Source organism: Aquimarina aggregata, from assembly GCF_001632745.1.
GTDB lineage: Bacteria > Bacteroidota > Bacteroidia > Flavobacteriales > Flavobacteriaceae > Aquimarina > Aquimarina aggregata.
The window spans coordinates 74,582-97,611 of the sequence record NZ_LQRT01000002.1; the positions used below are offsets into that span (position 1 = coordinate 74,582).

The 23,030-nt window shown below is 31.9% G+C and carries 18 protein-coding genes; 12 read left to right on the forward strand and 6 right to left on the reverse strand.

The window, feature by feature from the left end; all coding sequences use genetic code 11:
* Positions 1-15 precede the first annotated feature (15 nt).
* From AWE51_RS02080 to AWE51_RS02110, 7 genes are all read left to right on the forward strand, one after another.
* Positions 16-837 carry a LytTR family DNA-binding domain-containing protein gene (locus AWE51_RS02080; protein ID WP_066308818.1) on the forward strand — a complete coding sequence of 274 codons (822 nt, stop codon included), beginning with the start codon at positions 16-18 and terminating at the stop codon, positions 835-837.
* A gap of 116 nt (positions 838-953) precedes the next feature.
* Positions 954-1,616 carry a CPBP family intramembrane glutamic endopeptidase gene (locus AWE51_RS02085; protein WP_066308823.1) on the forward strand — a complete coding sequence of 221 codons (663 nt, stop codon included), beginning with the start codon at positions 954-956 and terminating at the stop codon, positions 1,614-1,616.
* Positions 1,617-1,847: 231 nt separating this feature from the next.
* The gene (locus AWE51_RS02090) at positions 1,848-4,187 is read left to right on the forward strand and encodes a glycoside hydrolase family 3 N-terminal domain-containing protein (protein WP_198403787.1); all 2,340 of its coding nucleotides are present in this window, start codon (positions 1,848-1,850) and stop codon (positions 4,185-4,187) included.
* 89 nt (positions 4,188-4,276) lie between these two features.
* The gene (locus tag AWE51_RS02095; protein ID WP_066308829.1) at positions 4,277-4,789 is read left to right on the forward strand and encodes a GNAT family N-acetyltransferase; all 513 of its coding nucleotides are present in this window, start codon (positions 4,277-4,279) and stop codon (positions 4,787-4,789) included.
* A gap of 89 nt (positions 4,790-4,878) precedes the next feature.
* Positions 4,879-5,397 carry a GNAT family N-acetyltransferase gene (locus AWE51_RS02100; protein ID WP_066308830.1) on the forward strand — a complete coding sequence of 173 codons (519 nt, stop codon included), beginning with the start codon at positions 4,879-4,881 and terminating at the stop codon, positions 5,395-5,397.
* Between the two features lie 117 nt (positions 5,398-5,514).
* Positions 5,515-6,462, forward strand: coding sequence for a hypothetical protein (locus AWE51_RS02105; protein ID WP_066308831.1), 948 nt, complete (start codon positions 5,515-5,517; stop codon positions 6,460-6,462).
* Between the two features lie 29 nt (positions 6,463-6,491).
* Positions 6,492-7,424, forward strand: a complete 933-nt coding sequence (locus AWE51_RS02110) for an alpha/beta hydrolase (protein ID WP_066308837.1) — start codon at positions 6,492-6,494, stop codon at positions 7,422-7,424.
* Positions 7,425-7,447: 23 nt separating this feature from the next.
* Here AWE51_RS02110 and AWE51_RS02115 read toward each other — a convergent pair whose 3' ends face one another.
* On the reverse strand, positions 7,448-8,605 hold the full coding sequence (locus AWE51_RS02115) for an esterase-like activity of phytase family protein (protein WP_082832281.1): 1,158 nt from the start codon (positions 8,603-8,605) through the stop codon (positions 7,448-7,450).
* Positions 8,606-8,797: 192 nt separating this feature from the next.
* On the opposite strand from AWE51_RS02115, the gene AWE51_RS02120 reads away from it, so the two are divergent.
* A complete protein-coding gene (locus AWE51_RS02120; protein ID WP_082832282.1) occupies positions 8,798-10,483 on the forward strand; it encodes a T9SS type A sorting domain-containing protein in 1,686 nt (561 codons plus the stop codon).
* 76 nt (positions 10,484-10,559) lie between these two features.
* Here the strand turns inward: AWE51_RS02120 and AWE51_RS02125 are convergent, their stop codons facing one another.
* Both AWE51_RS02125 and tsaD read right to left on the reverse strand, forming a co-directional pair.
* Positions 10,560-11,264, reverse strand: coding sequence for a 16S rRNA (uracil(1498)-N(3))-methyltransferase (locus tag AWE51_RS02125; RefSeq protein WP_066308842.1), 705 nt, complete (start codon positions 11,262-11,264; stop codon positions 10,560-10,562).
* Positions 11,264-12,286 carry a tRNA (adenosine(37)-N6)-threonylcarbamoyltransferase complex transferase subunit TsaD gene (gene tsaD, locus AWE51_RS02130; protein WP_066308845.1) on the reverse strand — a complete coding sequence of 341 codons (1,023 nt, stop codon included), beginning with the start codon at positions 12,284-12,286 and terminating at the stop codon, positions 11,264-11,266. The genes AWE51_RS02125 and tsaD overlap by 1 nt, the downstream gene beginning before the upstream one ends.
* Before the next feature lie 126 nt (positions 12,287-12,412).
* On the opposite strand from tsaD, the gene AWE51_RS02135 reads away from it, so the two are divergent.
* The 3 genes from AWE51_RS02135 to AWE51_RS02145 all read left to right on the forward strand — a co-directional run bounded on the left by AWE51_RS02135 (position 12,413) and on the right by AWE51_RS02145 (position 18,244).
* Positions 12,413-16,795, forward strand: a complete 4,383-nt coding sequence (locus tag AWE51_RS02135; protein ID WP_232517323.1) for a translocation/assembly module TamB domain-containing protein — start codon at positions 12,413-12,415, stop codon at positions 16,793-16,795.
* 65 nt (positions 16,796-16,860) lie between these two features.
* On the forward strand, positions 16,861-17,847 hold the full coding sequence (gene pfkA / locus AWE51_RS02140) for a 6-phosphofructokinase (RefSeq protein WP_066308848.1): 987 nt from the start codon (positions 16,861-16,863) through the stop codon (positions 17,845-17,847).
* Positions 17,848-17,881: 34 nt separating this feature from the next.
* Positions 17,882-18,244, forward strand: coding sequence for a methylglyoxal synthase (locus AWE51_RS02145; protein ID WP_066308851.1), 363 nt, complete (start codon positions 17,882-17,884; stop codon positions 18,242-18,244).
* A gap of 259 nt (positions 18,245-18,503) precedes the next feature.
* Here the strand turns inward: AWE51_RS02145 and AWE51_RS02150 are convergent, their stop codons facing one another.
* Positions 18,504-18,788, reverse strand: a complete 285-nt coding sequence (locus AWE51_RS02150) for a hypothetical protein (RefSeq protein ID WP_066308853.1) — start codon at positions 18,786-18,788, stop codon at positions 18,504-18,506.
* Between the two features lie 191 nt (positions 18,789-18,979).
* On the opposite strand from AWE51_RS02150, the gene AWE51_RS02155 reads away from it, so the two are divergent.
* Positions 18,980-19,558: an RDD family protein gene (locus tag AWE51_RS02155; protein WP_082832283.1), complete on the forward strand. Its 579-nt coding sequence runs from the start codon at positions 18,980-18,982 to the stop codon at positions 19,556-19,558.
* A gap of 77 nt (positions 19,559-19,635) precedes the next feature.
* Here the strand turns inward: AWE51_RS02155 and AWE51_RS02160 are convergent, their stop codons facing one another.
* Positions 19,636-20,016 (reverse strand): RidA family protein, encoded by a 381-nt coding sequence (locus AWE51_RS02160; RefSeq protein ID WP_066308854.1) that lies wholly within the window; start codon positions 20,014-20,016, stop codon positions 19,636-19,638.
* Positions 20,017-20,076: 60 nt separating this feature from the next.
* Positions 20,077-22,902, reverse strand: a complete 2,826-nt coding sequence (locus AWE51_RS02165) for a putative LPS assembly protein LptD (RefSeq protein ID WP_066308857.1) — start codon at positions 22,900-22,902, stop codon at positions 20,077-20,079.
* Positions 22,903-23,030: the final 128 nt, after the last annotated feature.

Consider the following 23,030-nt stretch of genomic DNA (forward strand, 5'->3'; position numbering starts at 1 on the left):
TAATACCTTCTTTAAATGAAAATACTAAGAGATATTTTAAAGACAACGTTTAGTTTTAAAAAACCTCATTTGCAAAAAGCACTCGGCTTGCTGGGAATTTCTGTAATTGCAAATCATTTAACGCAAAGTGATCATTTTCCACTTAGCGATTCATATAATTTCCCTTTATATTCAATTATTACTACGATGGTAATAGGTACGGCAGTTATGTTAATTGCAGAAAGGAATTTTAAACGATATAAGAATAAGTATTTTCTAAAACAGCTAAATGTTCGTGTTTTGGGCTTATTTCTGTTATCTACTCTTGGCTACATTGTGTTGATTTATATACCAGTATATTATATTTTTGGCTGGATAATAGACGCCGATTACCAGTTTTATTATTTACTTACAGGTTTGGTAATTACTCTCATGTTAAGTTTAATTTTTATTGTTGTAATGTTTGCTCAGGATATTTATGATCTTCATAAATTAGAAACTATTGAAGGCAAACTTAGTATTACCAAAGGAGGAAAAAGAAGATTAATCACCTACAAAGAAATAGGATATTTTTTTAGTGAGGATAAAGTTGTATACGTTCTTTTAATGAACGGAGATACTTTGGCGACCGATTTTTCTTTAAATGAAATAGAAAGTAATACTAATATAAAGTTATTTTTTAGAGCCAATAGGCAAACATTTCTTCATGCACGTGCTGTAGATGAGATTGAAAAGATAGAAAATGGAAAATTATCCGTGAGTCTTAAACCAGGTACTTTTGGTAAGAACATCTCAAAAAATATAATTAGTAGGTATAAGAAACAAGAATTTATAGATTGGTTCGAGCACAAACTATAAATTCTCAAGACTATTCAGTCAAAATTTTGCTACCATTCAGATATAGGGTATTGTTTTTGGTTGATTTTATGGGAGTTTGATCGTTATTTCGTTTTTGAAATTTAAATACAAAAAAAATGAATACGATTACTTTACGAACTAAAATTATTCCTCTTCTAGCTATTATTAGTGTCTTTTTTATTTGGCTTTTGCCTTTAGGCTTTGATTATTTTGAAACTATCATAGCCGCTATAATTATTTTGATTGCAAGTGCCATAGAATTCAAAAAAGGCATGCTTAAGTCACTAGGGTTTCAAAAACATAAATTTAAGGTAATTCCACTTTTAATATACACTCCTTTAATAGCTATTGGTTTATTTATACTATACTATTTTGTTTTGATTCCAGGAGTGAGTCATTTTACAGGTGATTATATTGATTTTTCTAATTTTGATAAGCTTAGGGGAAACTTTATTGGTTCTTTGAGTGTATTACCTTTTATATGGATATCTGCCGCGTTTGGAGAAGAGATTGTTTGGAGAGGCTATTTCATGAAGCAATTCACAAAGTTTTTTGGAGATGGTAAATTAAGTCTAACGATTAATATAGTATTGTTTGGCATCTTGTTTGGTTATTTACATGGTTATCAGGGGATAAATGGACAAATAATTACAGGAATTATAGGGTCAACATTGGTTTTAATTTTTTATAAACGTAGTTATGATTTATGGTTTAACATTGCTATACATGGATTTTTTGATACAATTGCTTTGATTGCAATTTATCAGTGTTGGATTTGAAATGATAAAAATAAATTAAGAATAAATAGCTTAAAAATTAAGCCATCAGGTACTTAAAAAAAGCGGTTATGCCAAATGGGTAAAATCATAAAGGTTATAAAAGATAGTTAATGTTATTGTTTTACCCATTTGATGTATTGTCTGTAGGTTTTTCAGAATAAATTTAGGCACACTAATTTATGAAAAACAAAGAGCAATATGTCTCACACTAGTATTAAAATATTTAAGTTCATGACCATTTTAGGTTTGTTTATTTCAATTTCTTGTCAACCAAAACCTAATTCTGAAACAATTTCAAAGAAAGAAAAAAACAGGCACCTATTACTTGCTAAAATGTCGACCGAAGAAAAGATTTCTCAGTTACAAGGTGCTTGGCTCAGAGATTTATTAGATGGAAAAAGCCTTTCATTAGATTCTTGCAGAAAAAAAATACCATATGGGATTGGGCATTTGGCACAATTCTCATCTTCAACAGATTTAAACCCCGATGAACTAAAAAAAGTAATATGGGATTTACAACAGTATTTAATACATGAGACTCCAAATGGTATACCAGCCATATTTCATGAAGAGGCAATTTCTGGATTTGCTGCAAAAGGAGCTACTACCTTACCCCAACAGATAGGTATTGGATGCACATGGAATCCAGATCTTTTAAGAGAGAATACTGCAATGTCTGCAAAACTTATGAGAAAAGTGGGAGCTACTCAGGCACTTTCTCCTATGCTTGATATTTGTCGAAATTCACACTGGGGCCGGATCGAAGAAAGTTTTGGGGAAGAACCATATTTCATTGCAAAAATGGGACTTGCCTTTGTAAAAGGATTGCAAGGAGAAGATCTTTCTAAGGGAGTAGCGGCTACTACAAAACATTTTGCTGGTTATGCAGGAGGTACAGATAATGAAAAAGTTTTTTTTGAAGAGACTTTATTACCACATGAAGCAACGGTACGATTTGGCAATGTCCAAAGTGCGATGGCCGGTTATCATACCATTAAAGGGATTCCATGTTCTGCAAACAAAGAACTTTTGGTTGATATTTTACGTACAAAATTGGGGTTTGATGGTGTTGTAATTTCAGATTTTTGGTCAGTTAAACAAGTATATACAAAATATAAATATGCTAAAAACGATAAAGATGCTGCGATTAAAAGTATTACTGCTGGATTAGATGTTGAATTACCTTTCGGAATGAGTTTTCCATATTTAAAAGAAGCTCTTGATGAAGGATTGATCGATCAAAAGACAATAGATACTGCAGTGCAGCGAGTGTTACTTTTAAAAGAACGATTGGGTTTATTGAATAATGAAATACTACCTTTTGAAGAAAAGAAAATAGACTTTGATCCGCCAGAAAACCGCAAAAGAGCCTATGAATCAGCTTGTCAATCTATCGTCTTGCTAAAAAATAATGGTGTACTACCTATTTCTACAGATATAAAAAAAATTGCAGTTGTTGGTCCAAATGCTGCAGCAGTACAATCTTTACTTGGTGACTATTCTTATCAATCATTAGCCGCTTATTGGTGGAAATACCCTGTAGATCCTAAAAATCCAAAACTTGTAACATTACTCGATGGCCTCAAAGCTAATGTAAAAAAAGGAGTAGAAATTACATATGAAAGGGGATGTGATTGGACTAAGTCAATGAATGATGAGATAGAAAAAGTAGATAACGCTTTGGGAGATGAAAGAAGTAAAAACTTAGAATATTTAAATATAAAAGACTTACCTAAACCCGATGTATCAAGGGCTATTCAAATTTCTGTCAATAGCGATGTAATTATTGCAGCAATGGGAGAACAATTATACCTTGTAGGAGAAGGACGAGATCGCAAAGATATTCGATTGCCAGGAGAACAGGAAGATTTTGTAAAACAGTTAATAGCAACAGGTAAACCGGTAATTTTGGTTTTATTTGGTGGTCGCCCGCAAATTATTACAAATATAGAATCTGGATGTGCTGCTATTTTACAGGCATGGTTCCCAGGTGAAGAAGGGGGCAACGCATTAGCAGATATTCTTTTGGGTAAAGTAAACCCCTCTGGTAAATTAACACTAACATATCCACGCACAAATAAACAAGCGCCTATTTGGTATAGTAAAGGGTATGATTCATTGGATCAACCTATGTACCCTTTTGGATATGGATTAAGTTATACCACATATAAGTATAAAGACCTCAAGATTCCTAAAAGTTATAGTATCGAAGAGAAGCAAATATCGATTTCCTTCGAAATAGAAAATTTAGGAGATTTTGATGGTGCAGAAATTGCACAATTGTATGTAAGTCCACCAAAAGAAATTAAGGAATTAGAGCCTATTGAATTAAAAGGATTTGTAAGAGTGTTTATAGAGAAAAAGAAAAAAAAGAAAATTACAATAAAAGTCTCTCCAGAACAATTGGCCTATTATGCAAATGGCAAATGGATTATTAAACCTGGTATGTACGAGTTTAAGATAGGAGCTTCTTCAACCGATATTAGATTATCTGGAAAAGTAGAATTGAAAGGAAATAAAAAAATACTTAATCAACGAAATGTACTGTTTTCTGAAAATAGTATTGAGTAACGAATTTTATAAATTAGTAAAATAAATACATTTTAAGTTTTATAGTACTTTAGAATATTGTAAAAAATAAAAATCGTTGGCAAAATACTATGAATACCAATGAACAAGTAAATTTACGAATAGCAACAAACAAAGATCTGGAACTTGTAAAATATTGGGATCAACAACAGCATGTTATTGATTCTGACCCAGATGATGATTGGGATTGGGAATATGAACTTAATCGTTTTCCAGATTGGAGAGCACAGTTTATTGCAGAAATAAGCGGAAGGGCTATTGGATTTATTCAAATCATTGATCCAAAGAAAGAAGATTCGCAGTATTGGGGTGATGTTCCCGATAATCAAAGAGCAATAGATATTTGGATAGGAGAACAAGAAGATTTGGGTAAGGGCTATGGTACTCAGATGATGAAACTAGCGATTGATTACTGTTTTAATAATGATAATGTAAATACAATTTTAATTGACCCACTGGTATCGAATACTAAAGCGATTCGTTTTTATGAAAAAATCGGGTTTCATTATGTCGAAAATAGATTTTTTGGAAAAAGCGAATGTGTAGTATATAAGTTGGATAGAAAACATTGGTTTTCTGATTAATGATTTTATTTCATCCAATGTGTTGTATACAAAATCATAAGTATTCTAAATATAGAAATGTTACGAAATACTTAGTTACTTAAAAATATATGAAGTTAAAAAAGGCAGTATTACAAGATATTCTAACGCTACAAAAAGTTTGTAAAGAATCCTATACACAAGTTTTTGCAGATCATTGGACCGAGAACGGTTTAACGCTTTATTTAAAAAGAGAGTTTGGAGATAAGCGTTTAAGCGCAGAGTTAATAGATTCTTCTATTGCATATTACTTTATTATTGTTGAAAATGAAAATATTGGCTTTCTTAAAATTAATTACAAATCATCTTATAAATTATCAGAATTAAACAATTGCGAATTAGAAAAAATCTATGTACTTCCTAAGTTTAGTGGTAAAGGTATTGGTAAAAAAGTAATGATAGAATTGATAGGCTTGATTAAGAAAAAACAGAAAAAAGTACTCTTTTTATGTGTAATAGATACAAATATCAATGCGATTAGTTTTTATAAAAAAATAGGTTTTAAATTTCATAGCAAAACACGTTTAGAAATAGCGCATTTCAAAGATGAATTAAGAGGTATGCATAGAATGAGTTTAAAACTAACATAAATAAGGTATGGTTTACTTTAGTAAAGATTACCGTAAAATTAACATAAACACTAATTGTGACTTATTACCTTGTTCGTTATGAGACAGAAAACAATACATAATAGTAAATAAGGTGTCATGAAAAAGTACATAAATAGCTTTGTTATATTGGTAGTATTTATTTTGTTAAGTAGATGTACCCCAAAGGCATCAGAAAAAACAGATATACTTTTAAATAAAGATTTAATACCAGAAGGTGTCGCATATAATACCAATTCAAAATCAATATATGTAGGTGCCATTTATAAACAAAAAATAATAGAGATACAATCAGACGGAACATATAAAGACCTGATAACGAAAGAGGTTTTTGGGGATTTAAGCCCGATAGGTATCGAATTTGTCGAGAAATCACATGACTTGTGGATTAATTTAGCATTAGCACCTATTGTAAATCAAACAAATCAAGATAGATGGGAGACAGGTTTAATGCGGTATAATGTTCGTACTAATGAAAAGGAACATTATATAGTAAAGGATAGCCTAAGGAGCTTTTTTAATGATTTGACTGTATTACCAAATGACGATGTAATTATTACAGAAACTGCAAATGCCCGATTGTTTAAATTCGATGCTGCCAAAAAAGAATTAGAACCTTATATAGAGTTAACTAATTTTAGTTTTCCTAATGGTATTACTTTTTATCAACCGAAACAATTATTGTTCGTATCCACTAATGAAGGTATTGTAAAAATTGATATACAAACAAAAGAACAAAGCTTACTTAAAGTTGCGCCAAATATAAATGCTAAAGTTATTGATGGCTTATCATTTTATAAAAACTACTTTATAGGACATCAGAGCACAAAGATTTCTAAATTTTATGTAAACGACGAATTTACAGAGATTACCAATGTTGAGGTGTTTGATACGGGTAAAGAATTTGATTCCAGTACTACTGGAGAAATAGGAAATGATAAGTATCACTATATCGTAAATTCACAAATTAAAAGTGGAATCGAGAATAAAAAAATAAAACCATTGGATAGCTTAGAAAACGTAATAATAAGAAGCAAACCTTTATAAAATTAAACATGATCAATTAAAATAAAAAAATGTATAATATCCTTAGAAATATCTTTTACGTACCTCTTAGTATTTTGTTGTTCTTGAATAGTACAATTTGTTCAAGTCAAGATACTTTGCCTATTTGGCAAGATTTGATACCCAATTATTTGATCTCTGATGAGGTAGAAACAAGAGAGAAAGGTAACATATTCTGGATTAGAAAAGTACAAAAACCATCCTTAGAAATTTATTTGCCAAGTAAACAAAATGCTTCTGGTAGAGCAATAATGATATGTCCTGGAGGAGGGTATGGAGGACTTGCGTATGATTGGGAAGGAACAGATATTGCAAAATGGTTAAATTCTAAAGGGATAGCAGCCTTCGTACTCAAGTATAGATTACCAAAGTCTAAGTCAGTTAATGTTGGATATAAAGCTCCATTGCAAGATGCGCAAAGGGCAATGAGAATAATTCGAAGTAATGCTGAAAAATGGAATATAAATAGAGACCAAATAGGAGTTATGGGGTTCTCTGCAGGAGGACATTTAGCAGCAACTTTAGGCACTCATTATAGAAACAAAGAATATAAAAAAGTTGATGTTTTAGACACAATAAGCGCAAAACCAAATTTTATGGTATTAGTATATCCTGTTATCTCTATGAAAGAAAATATTACACATCAAGGATCTAAGGATAATTTGTTAGGAGATTCTCCAAAACCAGAATTAGTGGACTATTTTTCTAACGAATTGTATGTAGATAAGGATACATCACCAACCTTTATAGTCCATGCTTCAGATGATAAAGCTGTTTCTGCACTTAATAGCATTTCTTTTTATACAGCCCTTATCGAAAAAAAAGTCTATACAGAAATGCATATATATCCTAAAGGAGGACATGGTTTCGGATTAGCAATCGGGAAAGGGTATTTACAAAATTGGACAACACGCTTAGATGAATGGCTGACCAGTTTGAAATAAAAATTTAGTATCGCTATCTCTTTTTAAGGAGTTACTTTAAAAACAATAAGTTGATTTAGTTGTGGGAAAAAAGTATTGAAATTATTATCCGAGATTATGACCAATGTTCGACTTCCGTCGGCTAATTTTGGTCCAAAAGTGATCCCTTCAAGATTATCAACTGTAGTATTCGTTAATTGCCCCCGAATAGTTTCAAAATTAAAGAGTAATGTTTTTGTTGCCTTAGTATATGAGCCTGTAGATAAAGCATTCATATCAATAGTATTTGTGGCGTTTGAAGCGTCTACCTTATAAATTTTAACAGTATTACCACCATTTATATATCCAGAAGAAAAAGAACGTTCTAATGCCAAAAATTTGTCTTTATCATATTCAAGTATTTCTACAAGACCATTTACTTCAAAAGAGGTACCTAATGCAGCCTCTTTTGCTACAGGGTCAAGTTCATAAGCAAATTGTCGTTCTGCAACTCCAGATGATTTATTGAATAATGTAATACGAACAGGAGATTCTGTATCTGTTGTTGTAGGTTCTGGGCCATCCTCTATTAGAGGTAATTCAAAAGATACCCAATATCCTTTAGTATCAAAACTTATCGAAAGACCTTCTAAAACACCATTATGTCTTGGACCCGATGAATCAGTTTCAAGTTGAGCTCTAAAGTTATCAGGAAGGGTGAAGCTTCTTAATTGATTTCCTTGAGCAGATATTTCTATTAATGCTGGGTCTATAGCATTATTAATAGATCCTTCACTAGTGTAAAGAAGCGTATTGGAGCTAGTGTCTACCCTAATACTCTCTGGATCTACTACACCTTGTGTTAGTGGAGTACCAGTCGCATCATTAATAATATGCATTTTAGTAATATCTACCTTTGTAAAAGAAGTTTCATTATATGAAATGTCAGCTTCGTAATATCTAATAGGAGGAATAGAAGTATCACAGATAATATACCACTTTCCATTTTGATAATCAATTCCAGAAAAACCACCAATAGGAACACCTTCTATATCTTGACTGGGTATTACAAATTCATCTATGTAAGTTAACTCACTAATAGAGTTTTCTTGATCTATAGGTTTAGTTACACTAGTAGAGTTTGTATTAGATGAACAACTTAAAAGTAACAAGAAGAAAATGATGTAGAGTGTCTTAAACATTGTAGTAATAATTGAGGGCATAAAGGTATCGATTTATAATTTAAATTAGAGGTTTAAGCATTTGTTAAGTCTTTAATTTCGATAGTAAAACCTTACTTCGTTATAGGTTTTTAACCCTTGTTTATCAGTTGTTTAGCTCTTTTGTTTTTCATATATATTCTAGTACTTAGTTACATAAATCAATTTATAATTAACCATTTAATACACAAAATCATGAAAAAACTTTTATGTTGTGTTAGCTGCTGTTTGATGATAAACATCGGTTTAGCACAGTTTCAACATTCCTTTGGAACTGAACAATCTGAAATGGGTAGATCTTTAACTCAACTACAAAAGGTTGAAAAGGGGTATTTAGTAGCTGGATATACTTCAAGAAACTTCATAGGAAGCCTAGAAGCTACCTTGGTCAAAACCGATCTAAATGGTAATCAAATTTGGTCTCGGGTTTATGGGGGGCAAGATTTCGAATATTTTAATTCGGTAAGGCAATCAACAAATTTTAGCCCAAATAATCCTGCTGCTTATGTAGCCGCTGGTATCACAAGAAGCTTTGGTTTTGGTGGGGGAGATGCCCTACTCATAGGAACTAATGTTAATGGTGCTCCTGTTTTTTCTAAAGTTTATGGTCGAGATCAATATGATGCAGCGCATTGTGTACAAAATATCAAAGACGAAAATGGTAGGCCTGGCTATATTATGGTTGGAGAAACAAGAAGTTATTCTCAATCATTACCAAGAACAAATATGTACGTTGTAAGAACAGATGATCAAGGGAATCTAACAAGAGCAACCGTTATTGGAGGCAAAGGGGATCAACGTGGCTTATGGATAGAACAAACTCGTGATGGAGGATACATTATTACAGGATCTAGTACAGATTTTGATTGCGGAGGTAGTGCCACATTGGTTAACCCACCAACAGATATTTTTGTAGTAAAACTTAAGCCAGATTTAAATATAGAGTGGCAAAGAGTTATTGGGTATCCAAAAGAGTTAGATCCCATGAGACGTTATTTAAATGTGGGAACTTGTATAAAGCAAGGTCGTAACGGTAATTATGTGCTAACTGGCTATACGAATAGTTTTGGTATTAATAATTCATTTGATGCTTTTCTAATGTATTTACGAAGTAATGGAGATTTTATGGGTATGAAAACGTATGGTACAGAGAGAAACGAATATGGTCGTAGTTTGCAAATAACAGCAAGTGCAACAGGAAGCCCTCTCTATACTATAGTTGGAGACCAATTTACTTCAACTAGAAAAGCATTATTGTTTCAGGCAGATGCAGGTGGTAATTTCTTATGGGGGTATAATTATGGGCGAACTGGTCAGGAAATGGGGACAGAATTAGTACGAGATGATTTTGACAAAGGTTTTGCTTTTACAGGATATACAACAACAATAGGAGCAGGAGCTACAGATATTTACCTTGTAGAAACAACAGATACAGGAAAATCTACGCCACAATGTGAGAGAGAAATTAAATTAGAAGTATTTAAACATGAGCCTTGCCTGACTAAAATTGCCGAACAGATTTTTGTAGATGAATTTAGAAAAATTGATCCAAAAGTTATTCGTATGGAGTACAAGCAAGATCGATGTGGTATTGCAATTAGTGGCAAAACAGACGATATCAAGGATATTAATGAAGAATCAGGGGTGTCGCTTTTTCCAAACCCTGCCAAAAACCTTCTTACTATAGATGTTAAAAGAAAATCAAAAACAACTTATGGTGGAGTTTTTGATATTCAGGGTAAAGAAGTAATCCAAAATATCCAAATAGGCGAAACGGGAAAAACAATTGTGGCAACAGAAACCCTTGAACCTGGAGTTTATATTGTTAAACTAAAAACAGAAAATGGAGAAACTTTAGTAAAAAAATTCTTTAAAGAATAAGGTTATTAATTATCACATTTTCAAAATAGCAATAATGAGCTACTATACAGTTTTGTAAAGTGGCTCATTATATAATCTATGAATTTATAAAAGCTACACTATGAGTAGCCACCATAGCTGCTGTTTCAGTTCTTAGTCTAGTATCTCCTAAAGTAACAGGCGTATATCCAGACGTTAATGCTAATTCGATTTCTTTAGTTGAAAAATCTCCTTCTGGACCGATAAGTATAGTATAACTAGAACCTTGTTTAAGGACATCCTTTAGCGATTGTTTTTTTGTTTCTTCACAATGAGCAATGTATAATTGATCATGATTAGTAGTGCTAATAAAATTAGAAAATGATATTGCGGGATTGAGCTTAGGTAAGTAGCATTGCAAAGATTGTTTCATTGCGCTTAGTAAAATACGTTCAAAGCGCTCTTGTTTGATTACTTTTCGTTCACTATGGTCACAAATTATCGGAGTTATTTCATGAATACCTATTTCTGTAGCTTTTTCTAAAAACCATTCATATCGATCATTCATTTTGGTGGGGGCTACCACTAGATGTAATCGATATGGTTTACGAGCTTCTAGGGTATACGAATCTATTGTCGCATGGCATTGCGAAGGGTTAGAGAAAGTAATACTGGCAGTAAACAAAAGACCTTTGCCATTAGTAATATTTAATGTATCTCCTTCTTGTTTTCGAAGAACTTTAGAGATGTGTTTACTTTCTTCTCGCGAGAACTTTATGCTAGTGCTCGTTTCTGTTAAGGTATCATTATAAAATAGTTGCATTAGAATTTTATTCTAGATTTAGCTACAACGCTCATGTCTGTAAAGTCTTTTTTCAAAAACTTCAAATATCCAACAATTCCTATCATTGCGGCATTATCAGTAGTATATTCAAATTTAGGAACAAATGTTTTCCACCCAAATTTATGTTCTCCTTCTTTTAGTGCAGCTCTAATACCCGAATTAGCAGATACTCCACCACCAATGGCAATACGTTTTATGCCTGTTTGTTTTGAAGCTTTTTTCAACTTATCAACAAGAATATTAATAATTGTATGTTGTAATGAGGCACAAATATCATTAAGGTTTTCTTCTATAAAATTTGGGTTTTCTTTTAATTTCTTCTGGGTAAAATAAAGAACAGAAGTCTTTAATCCGCTAAAACTAAAATTGAGTTCTCCTACTTTAGGTTTTGGAAATAAGAAAGCTTTTGGGTTACCAAGTTTTGCATACTTATCAATTAAGGGACCTCCGGGATAAGGAAGTCCAAATATTTTAGCGCTTTTATCAAAGGCTTCTCCCACGGCATCATCCAGAGTTTCTCCAATTACTTCCATATCAAAGTAATTGTCTACTTTAACGATTTGCGTATGACCTCCACTAATGGTCATTGCCAAAAAGGGAAACTCGGGTTTATCAAATTCTTCTTCTTCAATAAAATGTGCAAGAATATGTGCTTGCATATGATTTACATCAATAAGCGGAATATCCAAAGCTAGTGCTAATGATTTAGCAAAAGAGGTTCCTACGAGTAATGAACCCATAAGCCCTGGACCTCTTGTAAAGGCAATACCATCTAACTGTTTTTTGTCAATACCTGCTTGTTTTAAAGCTTGATCAATTACAGGAACAATGTTTTGTTGGTGAGCTCTAGAAGCTAATTCGGGCACAACTCCACCATATTGTTCGTGTATTTTTTGAGAGGCTACCACATTAGATAAAACTTTTCCGTTGCATAATATGGCGGCAGAGGTATCATCACAAGAAGACTCAATACCTAAAATGTATATTTTTTGTTGATCCATTATGAGGAAAAGGGCATAGAAATTGTTAATATTGTCTACAAAGTTAAAACAATAAAACGTATCAAAAAATTAAGGAAAATATTGTTAAGGGTATTTCATGTCCTTTTTTCACTTTTTGCATTTTTAGTGATTGTATTTTCTGTACCTGCGGTGCAAACATATTTAGGAAAAAAAATCACAAATAAACTTAATAAAGATTATGGTGTTGACATCGCTATAGGAAGAATTGGATTAACATATGCAGGAGGTGTAAGACTTAAAGAAATTTTTGTCAAAGATCATCATCAAGATACGCTGCTATATGCTTCGGGAATTACAACATCTATTGGTAGTTTAACCGATATTGCGAATAACAAACCAGAACTTGGTGATGTTGCAATAGAAGATTTAATTTTTAATATGAAAATTTATAAGGATGAGAGTAGTGATAATCTTATGACTTTCATCCGTAAATTTAATAGTACCAATAAGTCATCTTCAAAAGAGAAGTTTTTACTTACTACTAAACATATTAGTATTAATGAAGGGCGATATAATTTTATAGATGAAAATCTAAGTAGTCCAGAAGTAATTAATTATAGCGCAATTAATTTAGCTGCAGATAACCTTATGGTTGATGATGCAGATGTATATTTAAATATTAATGCGTTAACATTTAAAGATAAGCGGGGATTACGTATTTCAAAGTTACAAACTTGCTTTTCTATCAAATCCGAAGAAATGAATTTTCAGGAACTGAGTATAGAAACTCCAGATTCTAATGTTCAAGGAGATATTCAATTCTCATATAAACCAGGAGGGTTGTCTGATTTTGTTAATAAAGTAAAGATCAATGCTATCTTTAATAAAGCTACAGTGTCTACAAATGATCTTATTCCATTTTACAAAGAATTTGGAAAAAACCATAATTTCAAACTCAAAAACACTTCTGTTAGAGGTACACTTAATGATTTTAGGGTTTTAAATGCCAATATTTCTGGGCTTGATAGATCTAGTATTAAAGGAGATATAAGAATTCGAAATGCGGTCACAAATGTTACAAATTTTGAACTAGATGGCGATTTTGATAATGTAACTACGAATTATTATGATTTAATAAATCTATTGCCAAACGTTTTAGGAAACTCTTTACCAAAACAAATACATCAGTTTGGAAGTGTTATGGCTATAGGTAATGCTATAGTTACTAGAAAAGCTGTTGATGTTGATATGAATCTTTTTTCCCAATTAGGAAAAGTAAATGCCTTTGTTTTATTAGAAAATCTAAATGATTTAACGAAAGCTACATATAACGGAAATATTATCTCTAATAACTTTAATGTTGGTCAGTTAGTTGATCGAGAATCGATAGGTAATGCAGCTTTTGATATACATGTTGACGGGAGTGGCTTTACCTTAGAAAGTCTTGATACCAAAATAGAAGGAGATATCAATAAACTGGATTTTAATGGATATACCTACACGAATTTAAAAGCAATAGGAAACCTTAAAGATCGGGTTTTTGATGGGGATATGAGCTCTCGAGACCCTAATGCGCAATTTAATTTTAAGGGCGTCGCAGATTTATCAGAAGAAGTCAATAATTATGATTTTGTAGCAAATGTGGATCATGTTGATCTCCATAGATTAAATATTTTCACAAGGGATAGTGTTTCTGTATTTAATGGAGATGTATATATGAATATTAAAGGAACTGGAGTAAATGATGCTTTTGGGACAATTTCTTTTGCAAAAACATTATATCGAAATCAAAATGCAGGATATTACTTTGAAGATTTTGATATTACTTCAGATTTTGATAAGGATAATGTAAGGACAATTAAAATTAATAGCCCAGATATTATCGAAGGAAATGTAAAAGGTGTTTTTAGATTTGAAAACGTCTATGATCTATTTAGAAATTCTATAGGTAGTTTATATACTAATTTTGAAGCAACCGAGATCACCGATCATGAGTTTATGGAATTTAATTTTAGTATTTATAATAAAATTATAGGTGTGTTTTTTCCCGAAATACAATTTGCCCCTAATACTATTATTAAAGGAAAAGTAGAGAGTGATGATTCAGAATTTAAGCTTACTTTTAAATCTCCATCGATTACTGCATATGATAACTATATGGAGAATATAGATGTGCAAGTTGATAATAAAAACCCTCTTTTTAATACATACGTGGCAATAGATAGTATTGATTCAAAGTATTATGATGCATCAGAGTTTAGTCTAATTAATGTGACTTTAAAAGATACCTTGTTTATTCACTCAGAATTTAAAGGTGGTAAAAATAATGATGATAATTTCAATCTTGAGTTCTATCATACAATTAACGAAGAGAATAACTCTGTTGTAGGTTTTAGAAAGTCTGATTTTACGTATAAAGGGTATACCTGGTATGCAAATAGAGAGAAAAGTAGAGATAAAAATAAGATCGTTTTTGATAATGATTTTAAAAACATAAGTATTCAATCTATAATGCTTGATTATAATGATGAGGCAATACGTATAGATGGAGTTACTAGAGGTAAAGATTACAAAAATCTAACAGCTACGTTTGACAATGTAGATTTAAACAAAGTGACTCCGCGTATAGATAGTTTAAATTTAAAGGGAAAGATAAATGGGGAGTTAGCAATCATTCAGGAAAATTCATTGTACTTACCCAATACCGAAATTACTATAAATGATTTAACTGTAAATGAAACATTACTAGGACAGTTACAGCTTAAGGTAGATGGTAACTCTGACTTAACAAAGTATAATATAGATACTAAACTAAGTAGTGAAGAGAAGCAAATCCTTTCTGCAGTAGGTTTAATAAATGTTTCGGATAAAAATTCATCTATAGCAGTAGATGTTGACTTAGATGAGGTGGATATTTCTGGGTTTAGTGCTTTAGGTGGTATAGTGGTTTCTAATATAAGAGGGTTTGTTTCTGGACAAGCAAAAATATCTGGTAGTTATAAAAACCCTAATATTGATGGTGTTCTAACTTTGAATAAATCGGGTCTTACAGTTCCTTATTTAAATGTTGATCTTAATTTTGAAGAAGATTCAAAAGTCCTACTTAGTAAACAGAAATTTGATTTTGATAATGTTAATATTACAGATACAAAATACGATACAAAAGGTGTCTTGTCAGGCTTTATAGCCCATCGACGTTTCTCGAAATGGGAGTTAGGACTTAAATTGCTGGCTAACGATAGGTTGTTAGTTTTAGATACAGAAGAGGATGAAGAATCCTTATATTATGGTACAGGATTTATAAGTGGTGAAGCCGAAATAAAAGGCCCTACAGACGGTTTGGTGATTGATGTTAATGCTACCACAGAAAAAGGTACTAGTTTTAAAATACCTTTAAATGAAACAGAATCTATTGGTGATAATAGCTACATACATTTTCTTAGTCAAGAGGAGAAAAGAGCCCGATTAGAAGGAAAAGAGATTGTCTTAGAAGATGTAAAAGGTTTAGAACTTAATTTTGATCTTGATGTAAATAATAACGCAGAAGTAGAAATTGTAATTGATAAAAATACAGGAAGCTCATTAAAAGGTCGAGGAGCGGGAACCTTACTGATTGAAATTAATACCAATGGAAAGTTTAAAATGTGGGGTGATTTTGTGGCATATGAAGGAACGTATAACTTTAGATATGGACCATTTGTAGAAAAACTATTTACAGTACGAGATGGGGGAACTATAAACTGGTCAGGAAGTCCAACTAGAGCCGTTTTAGACCTTAGTGCTGTATATAAAACCGAAGCAAACCCTGCAATATTGTTAGAAAGTGCTTCTATAAACCGTAAAATACCGGTAGAAGTTGTGGTAGATCTTCAAGGAGAGTTAATTCAACCTAATATCAATTTTAATATAGAATTTCCTAACCTTAGTTCTGTAGCAAAAAGTGAATTAGATTACAGACTAAGTGATCAATCAACTAAAGAATTGCAAGCATTATCTTTAGTATCATCTGGGCAATTTTACAGTGGTACTTTGGATGCCAATGCCATTACAGGTGGTATTGCTGCCGAAAGAGTTTCGGGTCTTTTTAATAGTATTTTTTCTGACGAAGATGATAAATTTCAAGTAGGACTTAATTATGTACAAGGAGTTCGAACATTAGATCAAGAAAATGCAGATCAATTCGGATTAACACTTTCGACACAAATCAATAATAAAATATTAATAAATGGGCGAGTAGGAGTACCTATAGGAGGTGCAAATGATTCTGGAGTAATAGGAGATGTAGAAATAGAATATCTATTTAATGAAGATGGATCGTTAAGAGGAAAAGTCTTTAATCGTCAAAACGATATTCAATTTATCGGTGCAGGAAATCAAATCTATGAACAAGGAGTTGGCTTGTCATACTCGGTAGATTTTGATAATTTTAATGAATTATGGACTAAGATTTTTAAAACTAAAAAAGTTCAAGATTCTATCGCAAAACCAGAAGATACAATCAAAATTGAAAAACCAGATTTTATTAACTTTACAGAAAAAAATAAATAAATGTAGGTAGTGGTGAAGTAGAAAAACTACGACTATTTTACATAATAGACAATAAACAAAAATACATGGCCAGAGAAATTACAACAATCGGTGTTATGACATCCGGCGGAGATTCCCCAGGTATGAATGCTGCAATACGTGCCGTAGCGAGGGCATGTGCATATTACAATGTAAAATGTATAGGGTTTTACAGAGGTTATCAAGGAATGATAGAGGGAGACTATTGTATGATGAATGCACGTAGCGTTCGTAATATTATTAGTCAAGGAGGAACGATATTAAAATCTGCTAGGTCAAAAGATTTTAGAACTCCAGAAGGTAGAAAAAAAGCAGCAGATAACCTCAAAGAGATTGGTGTTGATGCAATGGTATTAATTGGGGGAGATGGTACATTTAGAGGTGGACAGATTTTTAGTGAAGAGTACGATATTCCAGTTATAGGAGTACCAGGAACTATAGATAATGATATTGCAGGAACAAATTTCACTATAGGTTATGATACTGCTCTAAATACAGTTATCGAGGCGATAGATAAAATTAGAGATACAGCAAGTTCACATGATCGATTATTCTTTATTGAAGTAATGGGTAGAGATGCCGGATTTATTGCGTTAAACACTGGTGTCGGAGCAGGAGCAGAGGAAATCTTAATTCCTGAAGAAGATTTGGGATTAGATAGACTGTTAGAATCCTTAAAGCGTAGTAAACGTTCTGGTAAATCATCAAGTATTGTCGTGGTAAGTGAAGGAGATAAAATAGGTAAAAATGTGTATGAACTAGCTGATTATGTAACCGAAAATTTACCGGATTATGAAGTAAAAGTAACGGTATTAGGTCATATGCAAAGAGGTGGGTCTCCTTCGTGTTTTGATAGAACATTAGCTAGTAGATTATGTGTTAAAGCGGTTGAGTTATTGTTAGATGGCGAAAAAAATATAATGGTAGGAATAATTAATAACGAAATAGCAGCTACTAGTTTTGATACCGGATTAAAAGAAGATCATGGGATTAATAAAGAATTACTAAGAATATCTGATATTCTTTCGACATAAGAAGGTATTATAAATAAGAAATATAAAGTTAGAAATGACAATTGCAATTATAGCACATGATGGTAAGAAAGCAGAGATGGTTCAATTTTTAAATGAACATCAAGAAATATTACATTCAAAAAACATAAAATTAATTTCTACCGGAACTACAGGCGAAAAAGCGAAGAGAGCAGGTTTTGAGGTTGATGCGTTATTGTCAGGCCCACTTGGAGGTGATGCACAAATAGCCTCTGGAGTTGCCGAAAAAAAAGTTGATATGGTTATCTTTTTTAGAGATCCATTAGCTAAGCATCCACATGAGCCAGATATTTTTATGTTAATGCGCCTTTGCGATGTTTATAATGTGCCATTGGCAACAAATCCAGCTACAGCAGAATTATTACTTAAAGGCTTATAGTGGGTAACTTAAAGTAATAGAACCATTACAATGATAAAGAAATTTTGAATTTAAGCATAGGACTTAATTCATAAAAACTCTTCCTAAATTTGAAAACAACTTATTATATTTAATACTTGAATAAAACTCCCAACCACTATTTCTGATGCTGATAATTCATCATATATATTGTTTCTACCTAAATCAAACAGTATATAAGCTCCTGGGTTTAAAGCATTGCTTCCTGACTTATTGGATATTATATAGAAAAATGAAGGACTTAAGTGAGTTGTGCTAGGTTAAATCCTATAGAGTAGTTTAGTTTTATTGGTCTTGTTAATATGGGGGAATAATAGTTATTTTGTGTAGTACGAACAACAAAAGGTTTATTAAAAGTATAGTTTAGAGTAGTATTGTTATTAAGATTGTTTGCCAAACTCATAAAATTACCACTTTGATATGTGCTGTTTTGTGAGTTCCCAAAAATATAGTTGGTAGATGTACTTTGCGCAATACACATAATCACACTAAAAAATGTAAAAACACAAATAAGCGTAGTTTTCATAATATCTTCCTTTTTCCTAAAACAAATAAGTACAAGAATACCCCACCCTAAGATAAGAGTAATTAATAAGGTATACTTTTCTGATTTGTCAAACTAAAATTGATGTCTAAGATTTAAAATGTCATATAAGATGGTAACAATTCCTGATCAATTGACATGAATAAAAAGGAAAACTAAATAAACCATCAATTATGAATAGACAAAAACAACTTGTGTTTTGCAAAGTTTGTAAAAATCAAAAATTTGATATGAAACAAGGAGTAATTTGCGAATTAACCAATACGGTAGCAGATTTTCAAGAAACTTGTGAGCATTATGAAGAGGATGTAACCCTTAAAGAAAAAGAAAAAGTTCAAGAATTAGAGAGAGCCTTAAATCATAAAGAGGCCAGTCAAGGACAAAGATTTGCTAATTTAATTATTGATTATATATTTATCATTATTTTTAGTTTCGTTGCAGGAATTTTATTGGCTTTATTCTCACCGGAAACCATGTATGCATTAGAACAAGAAAATCCCATACTAAATTATGTATTTGGATTTGTAATTGGTGTAACATATTATACGTTCTTTGAGATGACTACTAGCAGAACAATGGGTAAGATAATTACAGGGACTAAAGTTGTTGATGAGCAAGGAAATGTGCCCGAGGCGGGAACAATTTTACTAAGAAGTCTATGTCGTTATATCCCTTTTGATGCATTTTCATTTTTAGGTGAAGGTACTGGGTGGCATGATACGCTTTCTAAGACAAAGGTTGTAAATAAATGATATAACTATAAATCCTTCTAAAGTAAATCAAATATACTTTAGAAGGGTAATGTCTTACATATTAAAAGAAATACTATCTATTTTACTGCGATAACAGAAATCTCAACATTAACAAACTTGGGTAAAGCAGCTACAGCAACTGTTTCTCTTGCAGGGGCAGTATCCTCGTTAAAATACCCACCATAAACTTCATTTACTTGAGCAAAGTTATTCATGTCATTTAAGAAAATTGTGGTTTTGATTACATTTTCGAAAGTCATTTCAACTTGATCAAGAATAGCTTTTAGATTCTGCATAACTTGTTCTGCTTCCGTTTTAATATCATCAAGTACTAATTCTCCTGTGTCTGGATTAATTGCAATTTGTCCAGAAGTATACAATGTATTTCCGTTTAATATAGCTTGATTATAAGGTCCAATAGGGGCTGGAGCTTTAGCAGTGGTAATTATTTTTTTCATTATGAGAAGAGATTAAAGGTGTTATTCAATTTTTAAATATCTAAATTGTAATAGAATTTATTACAACTGTCTATCAGGTTCACGTCGTTTATCCCATTTGATATCACTTAAAACATTAGATTTAATACCAATAAAGAAATTCCATGAGGTACGTTCGCTAAACGGAATCCAGTTAAAATTCATAACCCAACTTTCAAGATCTCTTTGAAATCTAAAATTAGTAAAAGTAAAACCAGGGTTTCTGAAATCATATCCCGATGATACACCAACACTCCATCTTGGAGCAAGTTCTACATCTCCAGAAAACATGACTGAATTCGATGATATTTCATTTTGCCTTGCATTATTACTGTAGTTTACATTATATGAGATCCGCAAGGTCCATGGGATTTTGTAATTATAATTTTGAACGTCCTGATTAGTGTCTTTGCTTTTATCCTTATCGTATGATCTATTCTCTCCAAAATCTGTGACGCCCCCAAAAAGATTATCAGGCCTACCTTCGTTTCTAAAGTTTTGATTTTCTAAGGGGTCTTCATTTGATTTTCCTTTTTCAAAATCTTTACTTGAAAAAGAATATCCAAAGTTTGCACTAGCTCGTGTAAGTCTAAATAAACTCCCCCCATTATCGATGTTCCAAACATCAATTCTACGGTTATTGTTATCTAAGGCATATGGATCTAACTGAGCATTAAAATTAATGTCTAATTTATTCTGGACAATAGGGATATTTCCTGATATTGCAATAGGACTTAGATTAAGGGTATCAGCAGCTATATTATACGACGTACTAATATTTAAATTATTTAATATTGTTACTTTTTTCGCTTCAAGAGCAGTAGAATCCTTACTGCGCACTTTCATTTCTAAGTTATTACTTAAAGAAAAACCAATACTACTTGAAAATACGTTACTTGGAGCTCCAAAAAAGCCACCTTCAAATCTCGAATACACTACATCTTCAACTCCTGTTTCAATTTCTGGAGTTGTAGGGTTATCTTCAATAGGTCGTTCATAAGATGTATAAAACTGACCAAAATCAGGATTGATGCTGTAGCTTATAGACGGTCTCATGGTATGCCTAATAGCCTCTATTTTTTTACCTTTTTTAAAATTAAAAGTACCATATATAGTAGTCCCTAGACTTGTAGAAAAATTATATGTACGGTAGGAATCAAAGCCTTTTATGGTGTCTCTTTGTACGCCTCCCTGACCATTGTTAAGTTCAGGATCAAATTCTTGATCTATGGTTTCAAAGACCCAATTTTCTTGATAATTTGTTCCAGCACTAGCACTGATATATCTAAAAATTTTAAAATTTGTACTTATAGGTATAGAGTGCTGTATTCCCGCTCTAGCTTCGTCGAACATTCGAGCTGAGAATAAGTCATCATCTGTAGTAGTAATTCTGTTTTCTGCTCTAACATTATATTGTGTATTAATATTTTGAATAATCCCTTTTTTGACACCTACTTTTGGAGCAAAAGGAAAAACTCTTGATACACTGGCATTAATATTAGGTAAAGTCATATTTACAGTACCTGTATTTGTATTAGAGTTATGCGTAGCAGCTGCATTAAAATTAACCTGTGGGTCTCCAGGAAAAGTTTTCGAATATGATATAGAAGAACTAATCTGGTTATTTAAGAAGTTACCCGTGTTAAGTTGATTAGTTGATTGTTGAAAAAAGTCACTACTACCAAAATTTACAGAAGCAGAAAAACGAGAATTAGGATTCGCTTTAGCATCTTGGCTATGAGTCCACTGTATGTTATAAGTAGTTCTTTGGGCAAAATCGGGAAAACCTCTTTCACTTGTAAGGTTGTTTTCGTATCTAAACCTTAAGTTTCCTCTAAATTTATATCGTTTTGCATATGCTGATTCAACGGCTAAAGTATAACTCCCATTAGTATAATAATCTCCTAGGAGTGTCAAATCTGCATAATCACTAAGTGCAAAGTAATACCCACCATTCTGTAGAAAATAGCCACGATTTCTTTCTTCACCAGGATTAGGGATAATAAAACCCGATGTTCTATCTTCTGTAAGCGGGAAATAACCAAAGGGCAAACCTAATATAGTTGGCACATCAGCAATAAACATATTTACTAATCCCGTAACAATTTTTTTCTTAGGAACAAATTTGATACGTCTAGCGTAGAAATAATACTCAGGATCTTCTATATTTTCTGAAGTTGTAAATTTTACATTTTTCATATAAACAACAGAGTCATTTTCTCTCTTTGAAACTTCATTCTTGATTTTAAAACCATTTTGCTCGGTCCTGGAATTATAGATTAAAGCCTTTTCTGTATCAAAATTAAATCGAATAGAATCTGGTTCTACTATATTTTGTGATTGTTTGAATATGGGAGTTTGTGTATAATTGCCTAAAGAATCTTTAATACCATAAGCATAAACTTCATTTTTTTCGTTATCAACAACGATAAATCCAGCATTAATCTGCATATCACCATAGATGATTTCTGCCTCATTGTATAAGTACATTTTGTTTTCTCTACGACTTAAACGCATATAATCAGTTGATTTGTAATCAACTTTATCCGTTAAGAGCTGTGATTCTGCAGCTAAACTGTCTTTTTTTGTTGTATCCTGAGCTTTTTCACTTAAGAGTTTTTCTGGGTTAATCTTAATCCCGTTTTGTTGAGTAATTATCGAATCCTTTTTGTTTATAGGGGTTATCCCCGAAATCGAATCCTTAACAGCAGGAATAGGTACCTCTGTAGTCTCATTTGTTTCTTGTGCAGTAACTTGACAAAAACAAAAAAGTGAAAAACTTAGTGAATAAACTATCTGTCGTACCTTTGTTTGCAATGGTTTAAATCCTATTTTTGTGAAACTATGGCTTAGTTTTTGAAGTGCCAAAATTACATATATTTTTGATGCCTAGATTGTAATTGGTAAAAAAATAAAAAAATATGTTATTTAGATATTTTAAAACCCATTTAAATAGTTGGGTTATAGTATCTTTTTTATGAAGCATATAATTATTA